The organism is Modestobacter muralis (genome assembly GCF_010682105.1).
GTDB classification, from domain to species: domain Bacteria; phylum Actinomycetota; class Actinomycetes; order Mycobacteriales; family Geodermatophilaceae; genus Modestobacter; species Modestobacter muralis.
On record NZ_JAAGWH010000017.1, the window covers coordinates 15,251 to 33,804 of the forward strand.

An 18,554-nucleotide genomic window follows, 5' to 3' on the forward strand; every position below is an offset into this window, starting at 1 on the left:
CCACGTGCCCAGCACTGCAGAGATCCAGGCCGGCCTCGGCGAGATCCTGGAGGAGGTGGCCGGTGTCACCCCCGCCGACGCCACCCCGGAGAAGTCCTTCACCGACGACCTGGACGTCGACTCGCTGTCCATGGTCGAGATCGCCACCGCGGTCGAGGACAAGTTCGGCGTCGCCATCCCCGACGACGAGCTCGCCAACATCAAGACCGTCGGCGACGCCATGTCCTACATCGAGAAGAACCAGGGCTGATGAAGGACCCCGTCGCCTCCCGGGACGCGCTCCGCACGCCCCGGGACCCTGCGACGGGGCCGATCCAGCACGTCCCCCGGCCGACCGGCCAGACAGTCCCAGGAAGGAACGTCCCATGAGCACGCCCACCGCCGACGTCGTCGTCACCGGGCTCGGCGCCACCACGCCCCTCGGTGGCGACGTGGCCTCCACCTGGGAGGCACTGCTGGCCGGCCGGTCCGGGGTCAGCCGGATCACCGACGACTGGGTCAAGGAGTTCCCGGCCCAGCTCGTCGCCCGGCTCGCCAGCGAGCCCGGCGAGACCCTCGACCGGGTGCGCATGCGCCGGCTCGACCGCAGCCAGCAGGTCGCGGTCGTCGCCGCCGAGGAGGCCTGGCGTGACGCCGCCGGCGCCGACTCCGGGGTCGCCCCCGAGCGGATCGCCGTCGTCTTCGGCACCGGTATCGGCGGTGCGCTGACCCTGCTGGACCAGGACGACATCCTGGAGGAGAAGGGCCCCAAGCGGGTCTCCCCCTTCACCATCCCGATGCTCATGCCCAACGGCCCTGCTGCCGCGGTCGGGCTGGCCGTCGGCGCGAAGGCCGGCGTGCACGCCCCCGTCAGCGCCTGCGCCTCCGGTGCGGAGGCCATCCGCTGGGGTCTGGACCTGCTGCGCCTGGGCCGGGCCGACATGGTCGTCGTCGGTGGCACCGAGGCGTGCGTGCACCCCCTCCCCATGGCCGGCTTCGCCGCGATGCGCGCCATGAGCACGCGCAACGACGATCCCGAGCACGCCTCGCGCCCCTTCGACAAGGGCCGCGACGGCTTCATCCTGGGCGAGGGCGCCGCTGCGCTCGTGCTCGAGCGCGCCGACGCCGCCCGGGCCCGGGGCGCGAAGGTCCACGCCGTCCTCGCCGGTGCCGCCGGCACCTCCGACGGCTACGACCTGGTCGCCCCGCACCCCGAGGGCGAGGGCGCTGCCCGCGCGATCGGTGCCGCCATCCGGGACGCCGGGCTGACCGCGGCCGACATCGGCCACGTCAACGCCCACGCCACCTCCACCCCGCTCGGTGACACCGCCGAGGCGACGGCCATCCACGACGCGATCGGCGACCACACCCTCGTCACCGCCACGAAGAGCCAGACCGGCCACCTGCTGGGCGCCGCCGGTGCGCTGGAGTCGGTGTTCGCGATCCTCGCGCTGCGCGACCAGCTCGTGCCCGCGACGGCGAACCTCGACGACCTCGACGACAACCCGGCCGTGCAGGCGCTGGACATCGTCCGGGGCGAGGCCCGCAAGGCCACCTTCGACGCGGTCCTCAACGACTCGTTCGGCTTCGGCGGCCACAACATGGCCGTGGTCTTCACCAAGGCCTAGCGGCCCCTGCCCTCACCAGTTCGCGGCGGGCCCCGTGGGCCGGCCGCGCTCCACTCCCGCTCCGAGGAGCTGCTCATGACCACCGTGCACGCCGAACCGCCCGCCGCGACCGTCGACCCGCGGGACCCCGAGCACCGGCTCGGGCAGTTCTTCGACCCAGGCTCGCTGCAGCTGCTGGCGGCCCGGGACACCTCCGGGGTCCTGGCCGCCCGCGGCACCGTGGCCGGCTCGCCGGCGATCGCCTACTGCACCGACGCCACCATCATGGGCGGGGCGATGGGCCTCGACGGCTGCCGGCACATCGTCGACGCCATCGACGCGGCGCTGCGCGAGCGGGTGCCGGTCGTGGGCATCTGGCACTCCGGCGGTGCCCGGCTGGCCGAGGGCGTCGTCGCCCTGCACGCGGTCGGTGAGGTGTTCGCCGCGATGGTGCGCGCCTCGGGCCGCATCCCGCAGATCTCCGTCGTCCTGGGTGCGGCCGCCGGTGGTGCGGCCTACGGCCCGGCGCTGACCGACCTGGTGATCATGAGCCCGGCGGGGCGGGTCTTCGTCACCGGCCCGGACGTCGTCCGCTCGGTCACCGGCGAGAACGTCGACCAGGAGCAGCTCGGCGGTCCCGACACCCACGGCCGCCGCTCCGGCGTCGTCCACGTGGTGACCGAGAGCGAGGCGGAGGCGCTGGAGACGGCCCGGACGGCGGTCGACCTGCTCGCCGCCCAGGGCAGCTTCTCCCCCGCCGAGGGCGAGCCGGCCGTCGACCTGATGAGCCTGCTGCCCGAGCAGCGCAACCGCGCCTACGACGTCAAGCCGCTGGTCGCCCAGCTGCTCGACGGCCCCGGCCTGGAGCTGCACCCCCGCTTCGCGCCCAACGTCGTCACCACGCTGGGCCGGCTCGCCGGGCGCACCGTGGGCGTGGTGGCCAACAACCCGCTGCGGCTGGGCGGCTGCCTGGACTCCGCCTCGGCGGAGAAGGCGGCCCGGTTCGTGCGGATGTGCGACGCCTTCGGCGTGCCGCTGGTCGTGCTGGTCGACGTCCCCGGCTACCTGCCCGGCGTGGGCCAGGAGTGGGACGGCGTCGTGCGGCGCGGTGCGAAGCTGCTGCACGCCTTCGCCGAGGCGGTGGTGCCGCGGGTGACGCTGGTGACCCGCAAGTCCTACGGCGGCGCCTACATAGCGATGAACGCCCGCTCGCTCGGTGCGACCGCGGTGTTCGCCTGGCCCGGTGCCGAGGTGGCCGTGATGGGCGCCAAGGCCGCAGTCGGGATCCTGCACCGCAAGAAGCTGGCCGCGGCGCAGCCCGGTGAGCGCGAGGCGCTGCACGCGCAGCTGGCCGCCGAGCACGAGCGGATCGCCGGCGGGGTCAACCGGGCGATGGAGATCGGGGTCGTCGACGAGGTGATCGAGCCGTCGGAGACCAAGCGCCGGCTGGTGGCCGCGCTGGCCGAGGCGCCGTCCGGGCGCGGGGCCCACGGCAACATCCCGCTGTGACCCCCGCCGGGATCAGCTGAGCTGATCGTCGGTGCTCCTGGCTCACCGTGTGCGCTGAGCCAGGAGCACCGACGGTGAGCCAGGACGACGCCGGCGGTGCTGCACGCGACGCGGCCCGGCTCCTCTGCGGAAGGGGCCGGGCCGCTGTCCGTGGTGCTCCTGCCGGTCCGCCACGGCAGCACGTGGCGTCCGGCCCTGCCTCCGGGTCCGGCGGTAGGCCCTAGACGACCTGGTGCAGCCAGGTGACGGGGGCGGCGTCGCCGGCGTGGCGGTAGGCCTCGAGGTCCTCGTCCCAGGCGGCGCCCAGGAGCAGGTCCACGCCGTGCCGGAAGGCCTCGACCGAGGAGGCGGTGGCGGCCAGGTGCCGCAGCTGCTGCTCGCTGATGACGAGGTCGCCGTTGGCGCTCACCGGAGAGCGGTGCACGCCGCGGCCGGGCACGTAGGACATGCGCTCGCCGTCGTTGCCGTGGCTGGCCTCCTCGGTCACCTCGAAGCGCAGCATCGGCCACTGCTTGAGGGCAGCGACCAGCTTCGCCCCAGTGCCGGGGACGCCCGTCCAGGCGACCTCGGCACGGTAGGCACCGCGCGCCATGGGCTGGTCGGCCCATGACAGGGAGACCGGCGCGCCGACGACGCGCTCGAGCGCCCACTCGACATGCTGGCAGAGCGCCTTCGGGCACGAGTGCACGAAGACAACACCCTGGGTTGACCGTCGCTGCACGGCGCACCTCCATCTGCTCGACTGACTCCGTCTTCCCCAACGGACCTGTCGTGCGGTGGACTGCTCTCGTACGTCGGCGGCTCTCAGAGCGACCGCTTCAGAGTTTGCCGGATCATGACCCCGTCGCGCCAGCCCGAGTTGCTGTGGGTGAGACGTCTGGGACGCGAGTGGTCCAGCGGGGCGCGCATCAGCGCAGCTCAGCGACGATCTTGTGGCGACACGTGGACGATCACGCCCCAGATCGTCCAGCTGTCGCCGACGGTCGCGCGGGCGCTTCACGGTGCCGTGCTCCAGGACGGCCGGTGAGCGGTGTCCGGATGGCACGGTCTTGTCGCTCGGTAGGCTGCCCGGGTCGCCGGCGCAGGTCAGCGGCGCGGGGGCGGTAGCTCAGCCGGTCAGAGCATGGGACTCATAATCCCTGGGTCGTGGGTTCGAGCCCCACCCGCCCCACACCGCTGGTGTGGTCCCTGTGTGCGTCGGACGGCTGGCGCCCGCCGAGGTGAGGCGGTCCCGGGACGTCGACATCGACGAGGTGCGATCCTGCGCGACATGACCGACGTGATCAACGACCTCGCGGCTGAAGCCGCAGCCGCCTTCGACGGCGGGGTCGCGTACACCTATGCCGCCCAGGACGCCCTGACCGCGCGCATCCTCGTCGTGGAGGAGGGCGGACTCGCCTTCCCCCGGGGGAACGACATCGGGGGACCGGACGACGTCAGCGCCGGCACGTGGAGCGGCATCCTCGAGGGGGCCGGCTTCGAGCCGGGGATGTACTCCTGGTGGAACGCCATCCCCTGTGGCCTGGACCGGCAGCCCACCGCGGACGACAAGGCGCGGGGACGCAAGTACCTGACCCGCGTCATCGCCCTCCACCCCGACCTCGAGGTCGTCCTGGCGATCGGGACCGTCGCGCACCAGGTCGTCGACGCTGCCGGCCCCCGCGCCAGGGTGCTGAAGACGCGCAGTCCAATGCGGGCCAACGCCGCCCGGCGGGAGGAGATCCGCGCGATGTTCGAGCGCGCCCGGCTGGACGCCTACCCGGTGGGGCTCCACCGGGACGAGTGACGGTCGTCGACGACGACGGCACGGCCGCGGCCGGGACGACGGACCCGCGACGAGGACCCGGCCGTCGTCCTGCGCGTCGTCGACCCGGACGGGCGAGCAGCGCGGAGCCGCCGTCCGACCGGAGGTGACCGGGCCGCCGTCGTTCTACAGTCCGGGCATGGCTGACAAGAACCGTGTCCCTCGTCCGCTCGGGTGGTGCAGCGCCTGCCTGGCCGACGACCAGCGGGAGCACCCGGCCGTGACGTCGCACCAGGGCACGTCGCTGTGCCGGGAGCACAACGCCGCGGCCCACCGCGAGCAGCAGGCCTCCCTGCGGCTGGGCGACCTGGCCGCCCAGGCCCAGACGCAGGCCGAGGCCGCCGTCGAGGAGGCTCGCAAGATCCTGGCGCGCGCCTGGCACCTCCGCGACCAGCGCTGACCCGGCGGCCCAGCACGCCGGCGCCGTCCGACCGAGGATGAGCCCGTGCCCTTCGACACCACCGTCAGCTACCCCGCCTCCCCCGACGCCGTGCTCGCCGTCCTCACCGACGAGCAGTTCCTCCGTGACCGCGCGGCGGCGCTGAACGCCCAGGTGCAGGAGGTGACGGTCACCGGGCCGGCCAGCACGGTCCGGCTCTCGGCACCCACCGCCGGCATCCCGCCGGTGTTCGCCCGCTTCGTCGGCTCCGCGGTCGGCGTCACCGAGCGCTCGGCCTGGGCCCCCGACGGCGAGGGCGGCCACCGCTCGCCGCTCGACGTGCAGTCGGAGGTCTTCGGCCGCGAGGTGCGGGTCACCGGTGAGCGGCGGCTGCGCCCCGAGGCCGGCGGCACCCGGTCGACGGTCACCGGCGACGTGCGGGTCGACGCCCCGCTGGTCGGCAGGCAGGCGGAGAACGCCGTCCGCGAGCTGATGACCGTGGTGCTCCGCAAGGAGGACGAGCTGCTCCGCGCCCGGCTGGGCTGACCGGACCGTCGGTGGGCCGCGCGAGGATGGGGGGCATGGTCGCCTTCTTCCTCCCGCGGGCCAGCGACGACGAGCAGGCCGAACGGCTCTACGACGCCCTTGCCGAGTTCGCCGGTTGCGAGCCGGCCCCGGCCGGGGCGCGGGTCGCGTCGATCGCCTTCGACCAGGACGGCGCCCAGTGGGTCGCCGCCGTGGGCGAGCCGCTGACCGGACGCCGGACCTCTTCCCGGCTGCGCCGGGGCGAGCTGCTGGAGCACACCGAGGAGCTGGGCTCCCCCAGCCGGGTGCTGGCGATCTACCCGGGCACGCCGTTCGTGGTGGTCACCGACGCCGCGCCGATCACCCCGGCCGCCTCGGAGTGGGCCAACCCGTTCACCGTCACGCCCAGCGCGGTGACCCTCTTCGACCGGTGAGTCAGCGGCCCTGGCGCTGCCGGTAGCGGGCGGCCCGCTTCTCCGCCGCCGCGCGCCGCCGCTGCGACTCCGCCGCGGTCCGGCCCACCGCGGCCTGGTCGCGGACCGCCTGGGCGGTGCCCGGCAGGAAGCCGGCCTTCTTCACCCGGTTCTCGGTCGTCTCGGGCATGTAGGCGAAGGAGAAGATCAGCCCGAGCAGCAGCCCGCCGAGCGCGGTCATGCCGCGGATCCAGAACGGCCCGGGCACCAGGACGAGCACCAGCACGATCGGCACCGACATCTGCACCAGCGCCCGCGCCAGGTGCCGCTGGCCCCAGGTGGCGGTCGTCGTGTCGTGCAGCACCCAGGCGCGGTGCCGCTCGGGCAGGCCCGCCCCCATGGCGTAGCCGAGCCAGCGCAGCGGCCCGGGGCGGTGCAGCTGCGTCCCGTCGTCGGCGGACCAGGAGTCGTCAGGCACCCACCCTGTGTACCGCAGCGCGGCGTGAGGCGGGTGAGGCGGACGGGTCCCGAAAGGTCGCCGCAGGCCCTCCCCGGCAGCGCCGGAGGGGAGGACCATCGACGCATGCTCGCTCTCGTGGTGGACGACGTCGTCCCCTTCGAGGACTGGGCGGCCGCCGCCCGCGCCTCGCTGGGGTTCCTGCACCGCACCGTCGGTCTGGACGCCTGGATGGTGACCCGGGTCCAGCCGCCCCACCAGCACGTACTGCTCTCCCATCCCCGGGAGTCCGTCCCCTGCGGCACCTCGGTCCCCTGGACGCAGTCCTTCTGCCACTCGATGGTCAACGGCTCCGGCCCGCGGGTGGCCACCGTCGCCGCCGCCGTCCCGGCCTACCAGGACCTGGTGGCCCTGCACGGCGAACGGGTGGCCGCCTACGTGGGTGTCCCGCTGGTCACCCGCTCCGCTGCGCTGTTCGGCACCCTGTGCGGGGTCTCGACCCGAGCCCAGCCGCGCTCGCTCGCCCGGCACCTCCCGCTGGTGGAGATGAGCGCCCGGATGCTCAGCACCCTGCTGCCCGCCGACGCCTGAGCGTGCTCAGCGGGCGACCAGGTCGCGGGCGTCGATCCGCCCGCGGCCCACGTAGTACAGCGTCGTCCCGTCGCCGATCGGGGTGTCCCAGGGCGGGCTGACCGCGAGCCCGTCGGCGGTGCGGACGGCGAGCACGGTGGCCCCGAACCGCCGTCCCAGGTGGGTCTGGCAGTCGCCGAAGGCGGTGAACCCGTGCCCGGCCGGCAGCCGCAGCGAGTAGGTGTTGCCGTGCCCGCCGGCGCTCATCAGGTCGCTGTAGACCTCGGTGATGCCCGGGTCCAGCGCCTCCTCGGTGATCAGCGTGGGCATGTGCCACTGCACGCAGGCGATCCCCGGGTTGACGTAGCGCAGGTTGTCGCGCCGGCCGAGGTCGCGCAGCGCCGCGACGGTGTGCACGCCGGGATTGGCGTGCTCCACGGCGACGGCGATGGCCAGGGTCTCGTTGTCGTCGCGCCCGTCGACGATCACCGTGCGGGCCCGGTGGACGCAGGCCCGGGTCATCACGTCGGCGAGGGTGAGGTCGCCGCGGACGAAGGACACCACCGGGTCCTCCGGGACCGGGTTCTCCCCCACCTCGTCCCACGCGCACAGCGCGATCGGGGTGGCGTTCTCCGCGTGCAGCTCGGCGAGCATCCGCTCGGTCCGGCCGGGCGTGTACCCCAGGACGACGACGTGCTCGCTGAGCTCCAGTGCTCCCACACCCTTCCGGCGCTTGCCGCGGGCCGACTGCAGGTAGTCGGCGAGCCGCGAGAACAGCAGGGTCAGCGTGACGATCCCGCCGACGATGACGTACGTGCCCACCAGCCGGCCGGCCCCCGACTCCGGGAAGAAGTCGCCGTAGCCGACGGTGGCGGCCGTGACGACGAAGTACCACCAGTAGTTGCCCGGTGCGGCGATCTCGCTGTCGGCCGGCTCCACCAGCGCCATCGCCAGCCAGCTGCTGAGGAACACCAGCACGATCACGGCCAGCGGCAACCGCCAGCCGTGCAGCCGGCTGCCCAGCAGGCGGGTCAGCCGGGAGATGAGGAGGAACACGGATCTCCCGCCGGGATCGGACGCTGCGCGCAACCTACCGTCCGGGCACAGGGCGTTTGGCCAGGTCGCGCGCGGAGCACCCACGTGATCATGACGTCCGGGCCCGCAGAGGGCGAGCGGCTCGTCGGCGGGCGCTACCTGCTGGGCGCCGAGCTCGGCCGCGGCGGCATGGGCGTGGTCTGGCAGGCCACCGACCAGGTGCTGCAGCGCGAGGTCGCGCTCAAGGAGATCACCTACCCGGTGCACCTGACCGACGACGAGCGCGCCGTGCTGCGCGAGCGCACCCTGCGCGAGGCCCGGGCCGCCGCCCGGCTGGACGACCCGCACGTGGTCACCGTCCACGACGTCGTCGAGGAGGACGGCCGGCCCTGGCTGGTCATGGAGCACGTGCGCTCCCGCAGCCTCCAGCAGGTCCTGGAGGACGACGGGCCGCTGAGCCCGTCCGCCGTCGCCCGGATCGGGCTGGACGTGCTGGCGGCGATCGAGGTCGCGCACGCCGCGGGCATCGTGCACCGCGACGTGAAGCCGGGCAACGTGCTGGTGGACGACGCCGGCCACGCCTGCCTCACCGACTTCGGCATCGCCACCTCCACCGACGACTCCTCGATCACCGCGCAGGGGGCGGTGCTGGGCTCGCCGTCCTACATGGCGCCGGAGCGTGCCCGCGGCGAGCAGTCCACCCCTGCGATCGACCTGTGGTCGCTGGGCGCGACGCTCTACACCGCCGTCGAGGGCCGCACGCCCTTCGACCGCGGCGCCCCGATGGCGACGCTGCTGGCGGTGGTCGACGAGGAGCCGGCGCCGGTGCGTGCCGCCGGCTCGCTGGGCCCGGTGCTGACCGGGCTGCTGACCAAGGACCCCGGCGCCCGGATGACGGCGGCCGAGGCCCGGCGCGCGCTGGAGCAGGTCGCCGCTGGAGTAGACCCCGAGCCGGCCGGACGGCGCACGCCCGTGTCCGGCGGCGCCGAGGAGGCGGCGCGCGGCGGACAGGTCGAGCGCTTCGACCTGGCCGACCTGCTGGCGCTGGCCTCCTCGTCCAAGGCCGTGATGAGCACGGTGGTCCGCGGCGCCCGCGACCAGGCCAAGGAGGCCGCCGACCGACGGCGCGCCGACGCGGCGGCGGCGCCGACCCGCACCCGGCGCGAGCGGCGACAGGCGGTCAAGCAGCGCCGGTTGCGGTTCAAGCGGCGCTGGGTCGTCGTCCCCACGGTGCTGCTGGTCCTGCTCGTGCTGCTCGTCCTGGGGGCGCTGGCGCTGCTGGTCACCGGGGTGGTCGAGCTGTCCTGACCCGGCGACGACTGCCCCGGTGGGCGGGCGGGTAGGCCGCTGGCATGGAGAGCCGTGACCTGCTGCTGACCGCGTTCGACAACGTCGAGGAGGTCGTCCGGAGGTCGGTCGACGGGATCGACCCAGCGCTGTTGAACGAGCGCCTGGACCCCGACGCCAACACGATCGCCTGGCTGGTCTGGCACCTGACCCGGGTGCAGGACGACCACGTGGCCGAGGTCGCCGGGACAGAGCAGGCGTACACGGCCGACGGCTGGGCGGACCGGTTCGGGCTGCCGTTCGAGCCCGGCGCGATCGGCTACGGCTTCAGCAGCGCCGACGTCGCGGCCACCGTCGTCACCGACCCGCAGCTGCTGGTCGAGTACCACGCCGAGGTGCACCGGCGGACCGCCGCGTTCCTGCGCACGCTGTCGGCGGAGGACCTCGACCGGGTCGTCGACGAGCGCTGGGACCCGCCGGTGACCCTGGGCGTCCGGCTGCTCAGCGTGATCGGCGACGACCTGCAGCACGCCGGTCAGGCCGCGATCGTGCGCGGGGTCCTCGAGCGGCGCTGAGCGCGCCGGGGGGCGGACGCCGGAGCCGCTCTAGCCGGGCCGCCAGAGGTGGGCGGGGGCGTGCGGCATCGCGACCGCCACGGCGGCCGCGATGCTGTGCACCCCGAGCCGCTCGCGCACGTGCTCCATGTGCTTGCGCACCGTGCCGACGGAGATGACCAGCTGCTCGGCGATGGCGGCGTAGGACAGCCCGTTCGCCGCCAGCGCCAGCAGCTCCCACTCGCGCGGGGTGAGCGCGGGGACGCCGGCCCGGCGCCGTTCGGCGTCCAGCCAGATCTCCTGGAGGTGCGGGCGGAGCAGCGTCGCGATCTGCCGGTCCCGCTCGGAGAAGGAGCCGGAGTGCCGCATGAGGACGACCCGCCGGGCCTCCCCCGGCGCGGCCGGCAGCGACATGATCATCGCAGCGCGCAGCTCCGGGAGGACCTCGCAGATGGGGTCGGCCAGCCGGTCCCGTTCGGTCGCGAGGAAGTCGCCGGTGTCGACCACCCGGCGGAGGTCCCCGGACCGCTGCGGCCACGAGCACGGCCCGTGCCACCAGTACTGCCAGAAGGGGTCCTCCGGGGCCGAGGGCGCCGGGCCCGCAGGGTCGATCCGCCGCGGCCCCGGCTCGACCGAGTGGATGAGCAGCGTCCGGCTGGCCCGCAGCTCGTGGTGCTGGTAGTTGACCTCGAGGTCACAGGGCACCAGCCGCTGGAGGCCCTCCAGCAGCGCCCAGGGCATCGCCGGCCCGGGCTCGTCCTCGTGCGCCTCGTCCAGCACGCGCACCAGGGCGTCGACGTCCGCGGCGTACAGCTCGCTGGTGCTCACGACACCCCCCCCGGCGGAGGACCCGGTGTCCTCACGCTAGGCCGGTGCGAGGCGCAGCGGAATACGCCCGAGAGCGGATACCGCGGGGACACCGGGGAGCGTCAGCCTGGACGTGCCCCGGTCATCCCGCCGGCGCACCTGATCCACCCACCCGGGCCGCCCCGCGGCCGAGAGGACCTCTCATGTCCGCGATCGCACACCTGCCTGGTCCCGCCTGGGCAGCCGCCCACCGCACCGCCGTCCTGGTGCTGGCGATGGTCCTGCTGACGGCCACCGTCCTGCTGGCGGTCGTCCTGCTGACCGGGGACACCACGGCCGCGGTACCTCCCGCCGCCCGGACCTTCCCCGACCTGCCCGCCTACGAGGACACCTGTCCGAACGCACGCGTCGGGGCGGCCTGCTGAGCGCCGGGAGCGCCGATCAGGACGCGGGTACGGCCAGCCGGCGGCACTCGGCACAGGTGGAACGGCCGGCACTCATCCGGTCCCACTGCTGGGAGCCCCAGACCTGCACGATCGCGCCGCACACGGCGAGCTCCACCTCCCCGTCCAGCTCGTCGGTGGGGCGGTGCGCCTCCACGGCGTGCCAGGACATGGGCTGGTCGACGGGCTGGGCCCAGTAACGCCGGTCCGGCCTCGCGAAGCCCACGGCGTACGTCAGCCGCTGCACTGTGGTCACGAGAGAGCCTGTGCCCTGGGACACGTCATCTCAATCATCTGCTGCACGATGCATCGTGCACCGCCGATCAGCGGTCGGCGTCCTCCGCCAGCTCGGCGAGCGCCAGCCGCAGCGCCGCGACCCGGTCCTCCCCCAGCGACCGGGCGAGCGCGGACTCCCGCGCCTCGACCAGCGCCTCCCACCGGGCCAGCCGGGTGCGGCCCGGCCCGGACAGGTGGACGACGACCCGCCGGCCGTCCTCGGGGTCGGGCAGCCGGTAGACCAGCGCCGCGTCGACCAGCCCGTCGACGACCCGGGTCGCGGTGGGCCCGGGCAGCTGCAGCCGGGCGACCAGCTGGCCCATCGTGGACCCGGGCGCGGTGGCCAGGGCACGCAGCACGCGGTAGCCCTCCAGCGTCCCGCCGTCCTCGGTCAGCACGGCGGACACGGCCCGCTCGACCTGGCGGGAGGTGGCGGTGAGCAGCTCGACGAGGTCCGGGCGGGTGGTCGTCACGGCTTCGACGTCCCGCCCCGGCATGCGGCTGACCATACTCAGCGACGTGCCCGGCACACCGTCTCCGCTGCGGGACCCGTGGGACGTCCTCGTCTCCGGCCCCGCGCCCGACGTCGTCCGGATCGGGCTGGCGGTGCCGCTGAGCGGGCCGCTGGCGCTGACCGCCCCGTCGGCGCTGGACCTCGCGTCCCTGGCCGCCGACGAGTGCACCCGGGCCGGCGGGGTCTCCGGACGGCGGGTCGAGCTGGTGCCGGTGGACTCCGGCCGGGCACCGGAGGTCGTCACCGCCGAGGCCGTCGCGCTCCGGGAGGCCGGCGTCTTCGAGAGCCTGGTCGGCTTCCACACCAGCGACGTGCACCGCGCCCTGGCACGGGCGTGGGCCGGCCGGGGCAGCTACGTGTTCACCCCGCCGCACGAGGGCGGTCGCGGCGTCGGCGGCGTCCACCGCACCGGGCACGGGCCGGGCGACCAGCACGCCGCGGCGCTGGGCTGGCTGGTCCGGCACCGCCGCGCCCGCCGGTGGGTGCTGCTGGGGACCGACTACGTGTGGCCGCGCGCGGTGCACCGAGCCGCCCGGACGACGCTGGCCGGGCTGGGCGCGCAGGTCGTCGGCGAGGCACTGGTGCCCTTCGGGCCCGGCGACCCCGGCCCGCTGCTGGACCTGGTGGTGCGCACCCGGGCCGACGCGGTGCTGCTCAGCCTGGTCGGCCGCGACCTGGTGCGCTTCCACCGCGAGTTCGCCCGCGCGGGCCTGGACCGCCGGGTGGTGCGGCTGTCCGGCGCCCTGGAGGAGAACGGCCTCTATGCACTCGGTGGGGACGCCACCGGGGAGCTGTACGCCACGATGCCGTCGTTCGCAGCCGGGTCGGCGTCGGCCGACGAGCACCAGCTGGCCCTGCAGGAGCGGCACGCCGAGCGCGTGGGGGCGGCCGCGCCGGTGGTGTGTGCCTATGCCCGCGGTCTCTACGACGGCGTGCGACTGGCCTGCTCGCTGCTCGCCGACGGGAACCGGTCCGCCGTCCCCGCTCCCCCGCCGCCCCGGCTGGCCCGGGCCGACGGGCTCAGCTTCGAGCAGCTGCCCACCGGCTGAACTTCTGTGCGGATTCGTTTCCATCCGGAAACAAATCGGCACTACGGTCCTCCCGTCCGGCCGAGGGCCGGCTGAGGAGAGGACCCGCCGTGAACGACCCACGCACCACCCACAGTGCTGCCCACGCAGCACCGGCGACAGCCACCGGCACCGACGGTGTCGAGGCGTTCGGCTACCAGCAGGAGCTCAAGCGCTCGCTGAGCTTCACCGACCTGCTGGTCTACGGCCTGGTCTTCATGGTGCCGATCGCGCCGTTCGGCATCTTCGGCAGCGTCTTCTCCGGCTCCGGCGGCATGATCGCGCTGGCCTACGCCATCGGCGCCCTGGCCATGGCGTTCACCGCGTCGTCCTACGCGCAGATGTCGCGGGCCTTCCCGATGGCCGGCTCGGTCTACACCTACGCCGGCCGTGGCATCGCCCAGCCGGTCGGCTTCCTGGCCGGCTGGATGATCCTGCTCGACTACGTGCTGATCCCCGGCCTGCTCTACCTGATCGCCTCGGTCGCCATGAACGCGATCCTCACCGGCATCCCGGTGTGGGTCTGGGTGGTCGGCTTCGTCGTGCTGAACACCGTCGTGAACTACCTCGGCATCGAGTTCACCGCGAAGATCAACAAGATCATGCTGATCGGCGAGCTGATCGTGCTCGCCGTCTTCGTGGTCATCGGCCTGCTCGCCCTGGCGGCCGGCAACGGCAACGGCAGTGACGTGTTCTCGCCGATCTACGACAGTGACACCTTCTCCGTCAGCCTGGTCTTCGGCGCCGTCTCCATCGCCGTGCTGAGCTTCCTGGGCTTCGACGGCATCTCCACCCTGGCCGAGGAGAACAGCGAGTCCGCACGCTCGATCGGCAAGTCGATGATCGCCGCGCTCGCGCTGGCCGGGACGTTGTTCATCGTGCAGACCTGGATCGCCGCGCTGCTGGTGCCGGACCCGGAGACCCTGATCGCCGAGGGTGACGCCGGGGGCACCGCCTTCTACGACGCCGCCGAGGCCGCGAGCGGGCACTGGCTCTACATCGTCACCGCCGTGGCCACCGCGATCGCCTGGGGCTTCGCCAACTCCCTGGTCGCCCAGGCGGCCACCTCGCGGCTGCTGTTCGCCATGGCCCGCGACCGGCAGCTGCCCGGCTTCCTGCGCAAGGTGCACCCGACCCGCCGCGTGCCGGTCAACGCCACGTTCCTGGTCGCCGGGGTCAGCCTGGCGCTGGGCCTGTACATGACCACCAAGGACGACTACGGCATCGGGACGCTGTCCACGCTGGTGAACTTCGGCGCCCTGTCGGCCTTCCTCGTCCTGCACGTGTCGGTCGTCGTCCACTTCGTGCTGCGCGAGGGCAGCCGGGACTGGTGGCGCCACCTCGTCGTCCCGGTCATCGGGTTCGCGATCCTGGTGGCCGTCGTGGTCAACGCCGACGTCGCGGCCCAGCGGCTGGGCTTCGTGTGGTTCGGCATCGGTGCCCTGGTGCTGGTCTTCCTGGTGACCACCGGACGCAAGCCGGTGCTGGCGGAGGAGAAGTGACCCTGGAGGTCGTCTCCCTCGACCCGACCCCCGACCAGCTGCGCTACACCTTCGGCGGCGGCGGCGAGCCACTGCTGCGGGTGCAGCCGGGGACGGTGGTCGAGCTGACCACCGAGGACTGCTTCGGCGGCCGGGTCCGGACGGTCGAGGACCTGCCCACCCGGGTCTGCGAGTTCCCCTACCTCAACCCGGTCACCGGGCCGGTGCACGTCGAGGGCGCCGAGCCCGGCGACACCCTCGCGGTGCACGTCATCGACATCGCCCCGGCCCGGGACTGGGCGGTGTCGACGACGTTCCCGCACTTCGGGGCGCTGACGGCCACCCATGAGACGGCGATGTTGCACGACCCGCTGGAGGAGGTCGTCTGGGTCTACGAGGTCGACCGGGAGGCGGGCACCTGCCTGTTCCGGCCGCGTCGTGGTGGCCCGGAGGTGGAGCTGCCGCTGGACTGCATGCACGGCACGCTCGGGGTCGCGCCGGCCGCCGGCCAGGTGTTCATGTCGATCACCCCGGCGGCGCACGGCGGCAACATGGACACCCCCGAGCTGCGCGCCGGGACGACGGTCTACCTGGGCGTCAACGTGCCCGGGGCGCAGCTGTCGCTCGGGGACGGGCACTGCCGGCAGGGCGAGGGCGAGGTGTGCGGCACCGCCGTCGAGGCGGCGATGCGCACGGTCGTGGTCGTCGACCTCATCAAGGGCGGGGCACCGGCCTGGCCGCGGCTGGAGAACGACGAGTTCCTCATGTCCACCGGTTCGGTCCGGCCACTGGAGGACGCCTACCGGGTCAGCCAGCGGGACCTCGTCGGCTGGGCGGCCGAGCTGGCCGGCTGGGACGTCCTGGACGCCTACCAGCTGGTCAGCCAGGCCGGGCTCGCGCCGGTGGGCAACGTCGTCGACACCAACTACACGATGGTGGCCAAGCTGCCCAAGCGGTTCCTGCCCGGTGCGGCCGCGTTCGACGGCGTGCACGCCCGGCTGCGGGAGACCGGCGCGGCCTATCTGTCCCAGCGCTGACCGGTCGCCGGACCCCTCCCGCGCGGCGGGGTCCGGCGGCGGTCGGTCAGTGCAGCTGGTGCACCACGGCGTGGCCCTTCCCGCGGCTCATCAGCCACCGGTCCACCGGCACCGTGAGCACGAACGCCACGGCCAGGGCACCGGCCAGGGACAGCCAGAAGAGCGCGCTGCCCAGACCTGCGTCCATCGCACCCGGGACGGCGAGCAGCACCGCGTTGTCGACGAGCTCCATCACGGCGATGGACACGGTGTCGGCGGCCAGCGCGACGCCGAACGCCGCCCGCAGGACCAGCCCGCTGCGCAGGACACCGCGCATCGTGAAGGCGTAGCCGAAGACGAACGCCAGCGCGACCGCCAGGACGACGGTGCCGGCGGCGGGCAGGCCCACCGCCGTCCCGATGGCCATGCCGAGCACCTCGCCGACGGCGCAGCCGGTGAGGCAGTGCAGGGTCGCCTGGACAGCCATCGACCAGCTGACCGACGGGGTCGAGCCGTGGGCCGCGTGGACTGTCGTGTCGTGCATGACGCCTCCTCGGGACGGATGACGCCTGAACACCCCCAGGGGGTATACGGCGCCAGGAGTCCGATCGCCGACCGCACACACCGTTGGCTACATCTGCCTACCCGATCCGGGTCATTGGTGAGACCTGCAGCACACAGCGCGCCGTCGGACTGCCGATGATGGCGACATGTCACGTCGGCTCGCAACGATGCGGACCTCGACCGAGCAGCAGGTCGCGGCCCACCCGTCCCTCTCGCCCTGGTGGCGGTCGGCGGTCGTCTACCAGGTCTACCTGCGGTCCTTCGCCGACAGCAACGGCGACGGCATCGGCGACCTGGCCGGCCTGCGCTCGCGACTGCCCTACCTGTCCTGGCTCGGCGTGGACGCGCTGTGGATCAACCCGCACTACCCCTCGGGCGGCGCCGACGGCGGCTACGACATCGCCGACTACCGCGCGGTCGACCCCGACTACGGCGACGTCGCCGACCTCGAGGCGCTGGTCGCCGACGCCCGCCGGCTGGGCCTGAAGGTCGTGCTGGACGTCGTCCCGAACCACACCTCCGACCAGCACCCGTGGTTCCAGGCCGCGCTCGCCGACCCCGAGGCCCCCGAGGCCTCCCGCTACCACTTCGCCCCCGCCTCGGAGGAGCCGCCGAACAACTGGCGGTCGCTCTTCGGCGGCCCCGCCTGGTCGCGCACCCCCGACGGCCGCTGGTACCTGCACCTGTTCGCCCCCGAGCAGCCCGACCTGAACTGGCGCGACCCGGCCGTCGCCGCGGACTTCGAGAAGACCCTGCGGTTCTGGCTGGACCGCGGCGTCAGCGGCTTCCGCGTCGACGTGGCCTACGGCCTGTTCAAGGACGCCGAGCTCCGCGACAACCCGGGGACGTACTCCCCCACCCTGTTCGGCCACGGCCCGGAGCAGGCGATGACCTGGAACCAGCCCGAGGTGCACGACGTGTGGCGCCGCTGGCGGGAGATCACCGACGAGTACCCGGACACCATGATCGTCGGCGAGGTCTGCCTGGCCGACCCGCAGGAGGTGGCGCTGTACTCGCGCCCCGACGAGATGCACCAGTCGTTCTGCTTCCGGCTGCTGAAGTCCGGCTGGGACACCGAGGCCTTCGCCGACGGCGTGCGCAGCGCGCTGGACGCCTTCGGCTCCGTCGGCGCCCCGGTCTCCTGGGTGCTGGGCAACCACGACAAGGACCGCCAGGTCACCCGCTTCGGCGGCGGCGCGCTCGGCACCGCCCGGGCCCGCGCCGCAGCGCTGCTGATGCTCTCGCTGCCGGGCTCCGCCTACCTCTACGCCGGCGACGAGCTGGGCCTGCCGCAGGCCGTCGTCCCCGACGAGGCGAAGACCGACCCGATCTTCTTCCGCAGCGGCGGTGCCCGCGCCGGCCGCGACGGCTGCCGCATCCCCATGCCGTGGAACGACACCGCCGGCGTCGGCTTCTCCCCCGACGGTGCCGCCGATCCGTGGCTGCCGATCCCCGCCGACTGGTCCGGCTACGCCGTCTCCGCCCAGACCCGCGACGGTGGCTCGATGCTCACCCTCTACCGCCGCGCCCTCGCCCTGCGGGCCGCGCACCCGGCGCTCGGGTCGGGCGAGGCGAGGGTCGAGACCGCCGGCGACGTCCTGACCGTGCACTGCGCCGGGGACGACGAGACGGTGCGCTGCGTGGTCAACATGGGCACCGAGACCGTGCTGGTGCGGACGACGGGGACGGTGCTGCTGGCGTCGTCGACCTCGGTGCGCCAGTCCGCGGGCAGCATCGCCCTCCCGCCGAACACCGCCGCCTGGATCAGCGAGGACTGACCTGCGCGCGGTGCGGCCGGATCAGTTCCAGCCGCCGAGCAGGCGGACGGCCGCCCATGCACCCAACAGCATCAACCCGAGACCCCACAGCACCGAGAAGGCGAAGGTCACCGCGACCAGCCGGTCACGCCAACGGGACGATGTCTCCACCGGCTCCGGGGTCGCGCGCGCCGGCAACGGACGGGACAACCACTCCGCTGCGTGCTGCTGGGTGCAGAAGACCTCCTCGACGTAGACGCTCGGTTCTCCGTGCGTGACCTCGAGGAAGGTGGCATCAGCTCCACCACCTACGTCGATGAGCCGGCGGCCGCACAGACCACAGGGCGCCGACTCCTCCACCGCGTCGTCCACGGCCCGCAGGGTACGGCCGGCCACCGAGACGACCCATCCCAGCAGGCCAGCGGGCCAGCGAGGAACTGCGGCAGGGACTGCCCCGAACCGGTCGCCGGTGCGCGGTGGTCGCTCCAGGCGAGGACACGCCGTCGCCCC

The 18,554-nt window shown here is 73.9% G+C and carries 23 protein-coding genes and 1 tRNA gene; 16 read left to right on the forward strand and 8 right to left on the reverse strand.

What is annotated here, in order from left to right; all coding sequences use genetic code 11:
- Nucleotides 1–4: 4 nt before the first annotated feature.
- The 3 genes from GCU67_RS08335 to GCU67_RS08345 all read left to right on the forward strand — a co-directional run bounded on the left by GCU67_RS08335 (nucleotide 5) and on the right by GCU67_RS08345 (nucleotide 3,095).
- Complete coding sequence (locus GCU67_RS08335; RefSeq protein ID WP_163610644.1) at nucleotides 5–250, forward strand: acyl carrier protein; 246 nt, start codon at nucleotides 5–7, stop codon at nucleotides 248–250.
- Between the two features lie 115 nt (nucleotides 251–365).
- Nucleotides 366–1,607 carry a beta-ketoacyl-[acyl-carrier-protein] synthase family protein gene (locus tag GCU67_RS08340; protein WP_163610645.1) on the forward strand — a complete coding sequence of 414 codons (1,242 nt, stop codon included), beginning with the start codon at nucleotides 366–368 and terminating at the stop codon, nucleotides 1,605–1,607.
- A 75-nt stretch (nucleotides 1,608–1,682) separates the two neighbouring features.
- Nucleotides 1,683–3,095: an acyl-CoA carboxylase subunit beta gene (locus GCU67_RS08345; RefSeq protein ID WP_163610646.1), complete on the forward strand. Its 1,413-nt coding sequence runs from the start codon at nucleotides 1,683–1,685 to the stop codon at nucleotides 3,093–3,095.
- Nucleotides 3,096–3,315: 220 nt separating this feature from the next.
- Here GCU67_RS08345 and GCU67_RS08350 read toward each other — a convergent pair whose 3' ends face one another.
- Entirely contained in the window at nucleotides 3,316–3,816 is a 501-nt protein-coding gene (locus GCU67_RS08350) for a DUF3145 family protein (RefSeq protein ID WP_163610647.1), read from the reverse strand.
- Between the two features lie 376 nt (nucleotides 3,817–4,192).
- Between GCU67_RS08350 and GCU67_RS08355 the strand changes: the two genes are divergently transcribed.
- The 5 genes from GCU67_RS08355 (at nucleotide 4,193) to GCU67_RS08375 (ending at nucleotide 6,237) form a co-directional block, all read left to right on the forward strand.
- Nucleotides 4,193–4,266, forward strand: a tRNA-Ile gene (locus tag GCU67_RS08355).
- A 99-nt stretch (nucleotides 4,267–4,365) separates the two neighbouring features.
- The gene (locus GCU67_RS08360) at nucleotides 4,366–4,881 is read left to right on the forward strand and encodes a uracil-DNA glycosylase family protein (RefSeq protein ID WP_163610648.1); all 516 of its coding nucleotides are present in this window, start codon (nucleotides 4,366–4,368) and stop codon (nucleotides 4,879–4,881) included.
- 157 nt (nucleotides 4,882–5,038) lie between these two features.
- A complete protein-coding gene (locus tag GCU67_RS08365; RefSeq protein ID WP_163610649.1) occupies nucleotides 5,039–5,299 on the forward strand; it encodes a hypothetical protein in 261 nt (86 codons plus the stop codon).
- Between the two features lie 45 nt (nucleotides 5,300–5,344).
- Nucleotides 5,345–5,824: a DUF2505 family protein gene (locus GCU67_RS08370; protein ID WP_163610650.1), complete on the forward strand. Its 480-nt coding sequence runs from the start codon at nucleotides 5,345–5,347 to the stop codon at nucleotides 5,822–5,824.
- A gap of 35 nt (nucleotides 5,825–5,859) precedes the next feature.
- Nucleotides 5,860–6,237: a hypothetical protein gene (locus GCU67_RS08375; RefSeq protein ID WP_163610651.1), complete on the forward strand. Its 378-nt coding sequence runs from the start codon at nucleotides 5,860–5,862 to the stop codon at nucleotides 6,235–6,237.
- Between the two features lies 1 nt (nucleotide 6,238).
- Here GCU67_RS08375 and GCU67_RS08380 read toward each other — a convergent pair whose 3' ends face one another.
- Nucleotides 6,239–6,694, reverse strand: coding sequence for a DUF5313 family protein (locus tag GCU67_RS08380; RefSeq protein ID WP_338104873.1), 456 nt, complete (start codon nucleotides 6,692–6,694; stop codon nucleotides 6,239–6,241).
- Between the two features lie 105 nt (nucleotides 6,695–6,799).
- Between GCU67_RS08380 and GCU67_RS08385 the strand changes: the two genes are divergently transcribed.
- A complete protein-coding gene (locus GCU67_RS08385) occupies nucleotides 6,800–7,264 on the forward strand; it encodes a histidine kinase (protein WP_163610653.1) in 465 nt (154 codons plus the stop codon).
- Between the two features lie 6 nt (nucleotides 7,265–7,270).
- On the opposite strand, the gene GCU67_RS08390 is transcribed toward GCU67_RS08385, so the two are convergent.
- Nucleotides 7,271–8,299, reverse strand: coding sequence for an ion channel (locus tag GCU67_RS08390; RefSeq protein WP_163610654.1), 1,029 nt, complete (start codon nucleotides 8,297–8,299; stop codon nucleotides 7,271–7,273).
- 90 nt (nucleotides 8,300–8,389) lie between these two features.
- On the opposite strand from GCU67_RS08390, the gene GCU67_RS08395 reads away from it, so the two are divergent.
- Both GCU67_RS08395 and GCU67_RS08400 read left to right on the forward strand, forming a co-directional pair.
- Complete coding sequence (locus tag GCU67_RS08395; protein WP_163610655.1) at nucleotides 8,390–9,586, forward strand: serine/threonine-protein kinase; 1,197 nt, start codon at nucleotides 8,390–8,392, stop codon at nucleotides 9,584–9,586.
- Nucleotides 9,587–9,630: 44 nt separating this feature from the next.
- Nucleotides 9,631–10,140: a mycothiol transferase gene (locus GCU67_RS08400; protein WP_163610656.1), complete on the forward strand. Its 510-nt coding sequence runs from the start codon at nucleotides 9,631–9,633 to the stop codon at nucleotides 10,138–10,140.
- Nucleotides 10,141–10,170: 30 nt separating this feature from the next.
- Here the strand turns inward: GCU67_RS08400 and GCU67_RS08405 are convergent, their stop codons facing one another.
- On the reverse strand, nucleotides 10,171–10,947 hold the full coding sequence (locus tag GCU67_RS08405) for a helix-turn-helix transcriptional regulator (protein WP_338104874.1): 777 nt from the start codon (nucleotides 10,945–10,947) through the stop codon (nucleotides 10,171–10,173).
- A 182-nt stretch (nucleotides 10,948–11,129) separates the two neighbouring features.
- Between GCU67_RS08405 and GCU67_RS08410 the strand changes: the two genes are divergently transcribed.
- The gene (locus GCU67_RS08410; RefSeq protein WP_163610657.1) at nucleotides 11,130–11,351 is read left to right on the forward strand and encodes a hypothetical protein; all 222 of its coding nucleotides are present in this window, start codon (nucleotides 11,130–11,132) and stop codon (nucleotides 11,349–11,351) included.
- Nucleotides 11,352–11,367: 16 nt separating this feature from the next.
- Here GCU67_RS08410 and GCU67_RS08415 read toward each other — a convergent pair whose 3' ends face one another.
- Together GCU67_RS08415 and GCU67_RS08420 are read right to left on the reverse strand one after the other, a co-directional pair.
- Complete coding sequence (locus GCU67_RS08415) at nucleotides 11,368–11,625, reverse strand: hypothetical protein (protein ID WP_338104875.1); 258 nt, start codon at nucleotides 11,623–11,625, stop codon at nucleotides 11,368–11,370.
- Between the two features lie 67 nt (nucleotides 11,626–11,692).
- A complete protein-coding gene (locus GCU67_RS08420; protein WP_211661027.1) occupies nucleotides 11,693–12,142 on the reverse strand; it encodes a MarR family winged helix-turn-helix transcriptional regulator in 450 nt (149 codons plus the stop codon).
- Between the two features lie 22 nt (nucleotides 12,143–12,164).
- On the opposite strand from GCU67_RS08420, the gene GCU67_RS08425 reads away from it, so the two are divergent.
- The 3 genes from GCU67_RS08425 (at nucleotide 12,165) to GCU67_RS08435 (ending at nucleotide 15,744) form a co-directional block, all read left to right on the forward strand.
- On the forward strand, nucleotides 12,165–13,208 hold the full coding sequence (locus GCU67_RS08425; RefSeq protein WP_163610659.1) for an ABC transporter substrate-binding protein: 1,044 nt from the start codon (nucleotides 12,165–12,167) through the stop codon (nucleotides 13,206–13,208).
- 89 nt (nucleotides 13,209–13,297) lie between these two features.
- On the forward strand, nucleotides 13,298–14,728 hold the full coding sequence (locus GCU67_RS08430; protein ID WP_163610660.1) for an amino acid permease: 1,431 nt from the start codon (nucleotides 13,298–13,300) through the stop codon (nucleotides 14,726–14,728).
- Complete coding sequence (locus GCU67_RS08435; RefSeq protein WP_163610661.1) at nucleotides 14,725–15,744, forward strand: acetamidase/formamidase family protein; 1,020 nt, start codon at nucleotides 14,725–14,727, stop codon at nucleotides 15,742–15,744. The genes GCU67_RS08430 and GCU67_RS08435 overlap by 4 nt, the downstream gene beginning before the upstream one ends.
- 46 nt (nucleotides 15,745–15,790) lie before the next feature.
- On the opposite strand, the gene GCU67_RS08440 is transcribed toward GCU67_RS08435, so the two are convergent.
- Nucleotides 15,791–16,267 (reverse strand): DUF4396 domain-containing protein, encoded by a 477-nt coding sequence (locus GCU67_RS08440; protein WP_163610662.1) that lies wholly within the window; start codon nucleotides 16,265–16,267, stop codon nucleotides 15,791–15,793.
- Nucleotides 16,268–16,454: 187 nt separating this feature from the next.
- Here GCU67_RS08440 and GCU67_RS08445 point away from each other — a divergent pair, with 187 nt between their 5' ends.
- The gene (locus GCU67_RS08445) at nucleotides 16,455–18,065 is read left to right on the forward strand and encodes a glycoside hydrolase family 13 protein (protein WP_246214813.1); all 1,611 of its coding nucleotides are present in this window, start codon (nucleotides 16,455–16,457) and stop codon (nucleotides 18,063–18,065) included.
- Between the two features lie 21 nt (nucleotides 18,066–18,086).
- Here the strand turns inward: GCU67_RS08445 and GCU67_RS08450 are convergent, their stop codons facing one another.
- Nucleotides 18,087–18,416 (reverse strand): hypothetical protein, encoded by a 330-nt coding sequence (locus GCU67_RS08450; RefSeq protein WP_163610664.1) that lies wholly within the window; start codon nucleotides 18,414–18,416, stop codon nucleotides 18,087–18,089.
- Between the last annotated feature and the right edge of the window lie 138 nt (nucleotides 18,417–18,554).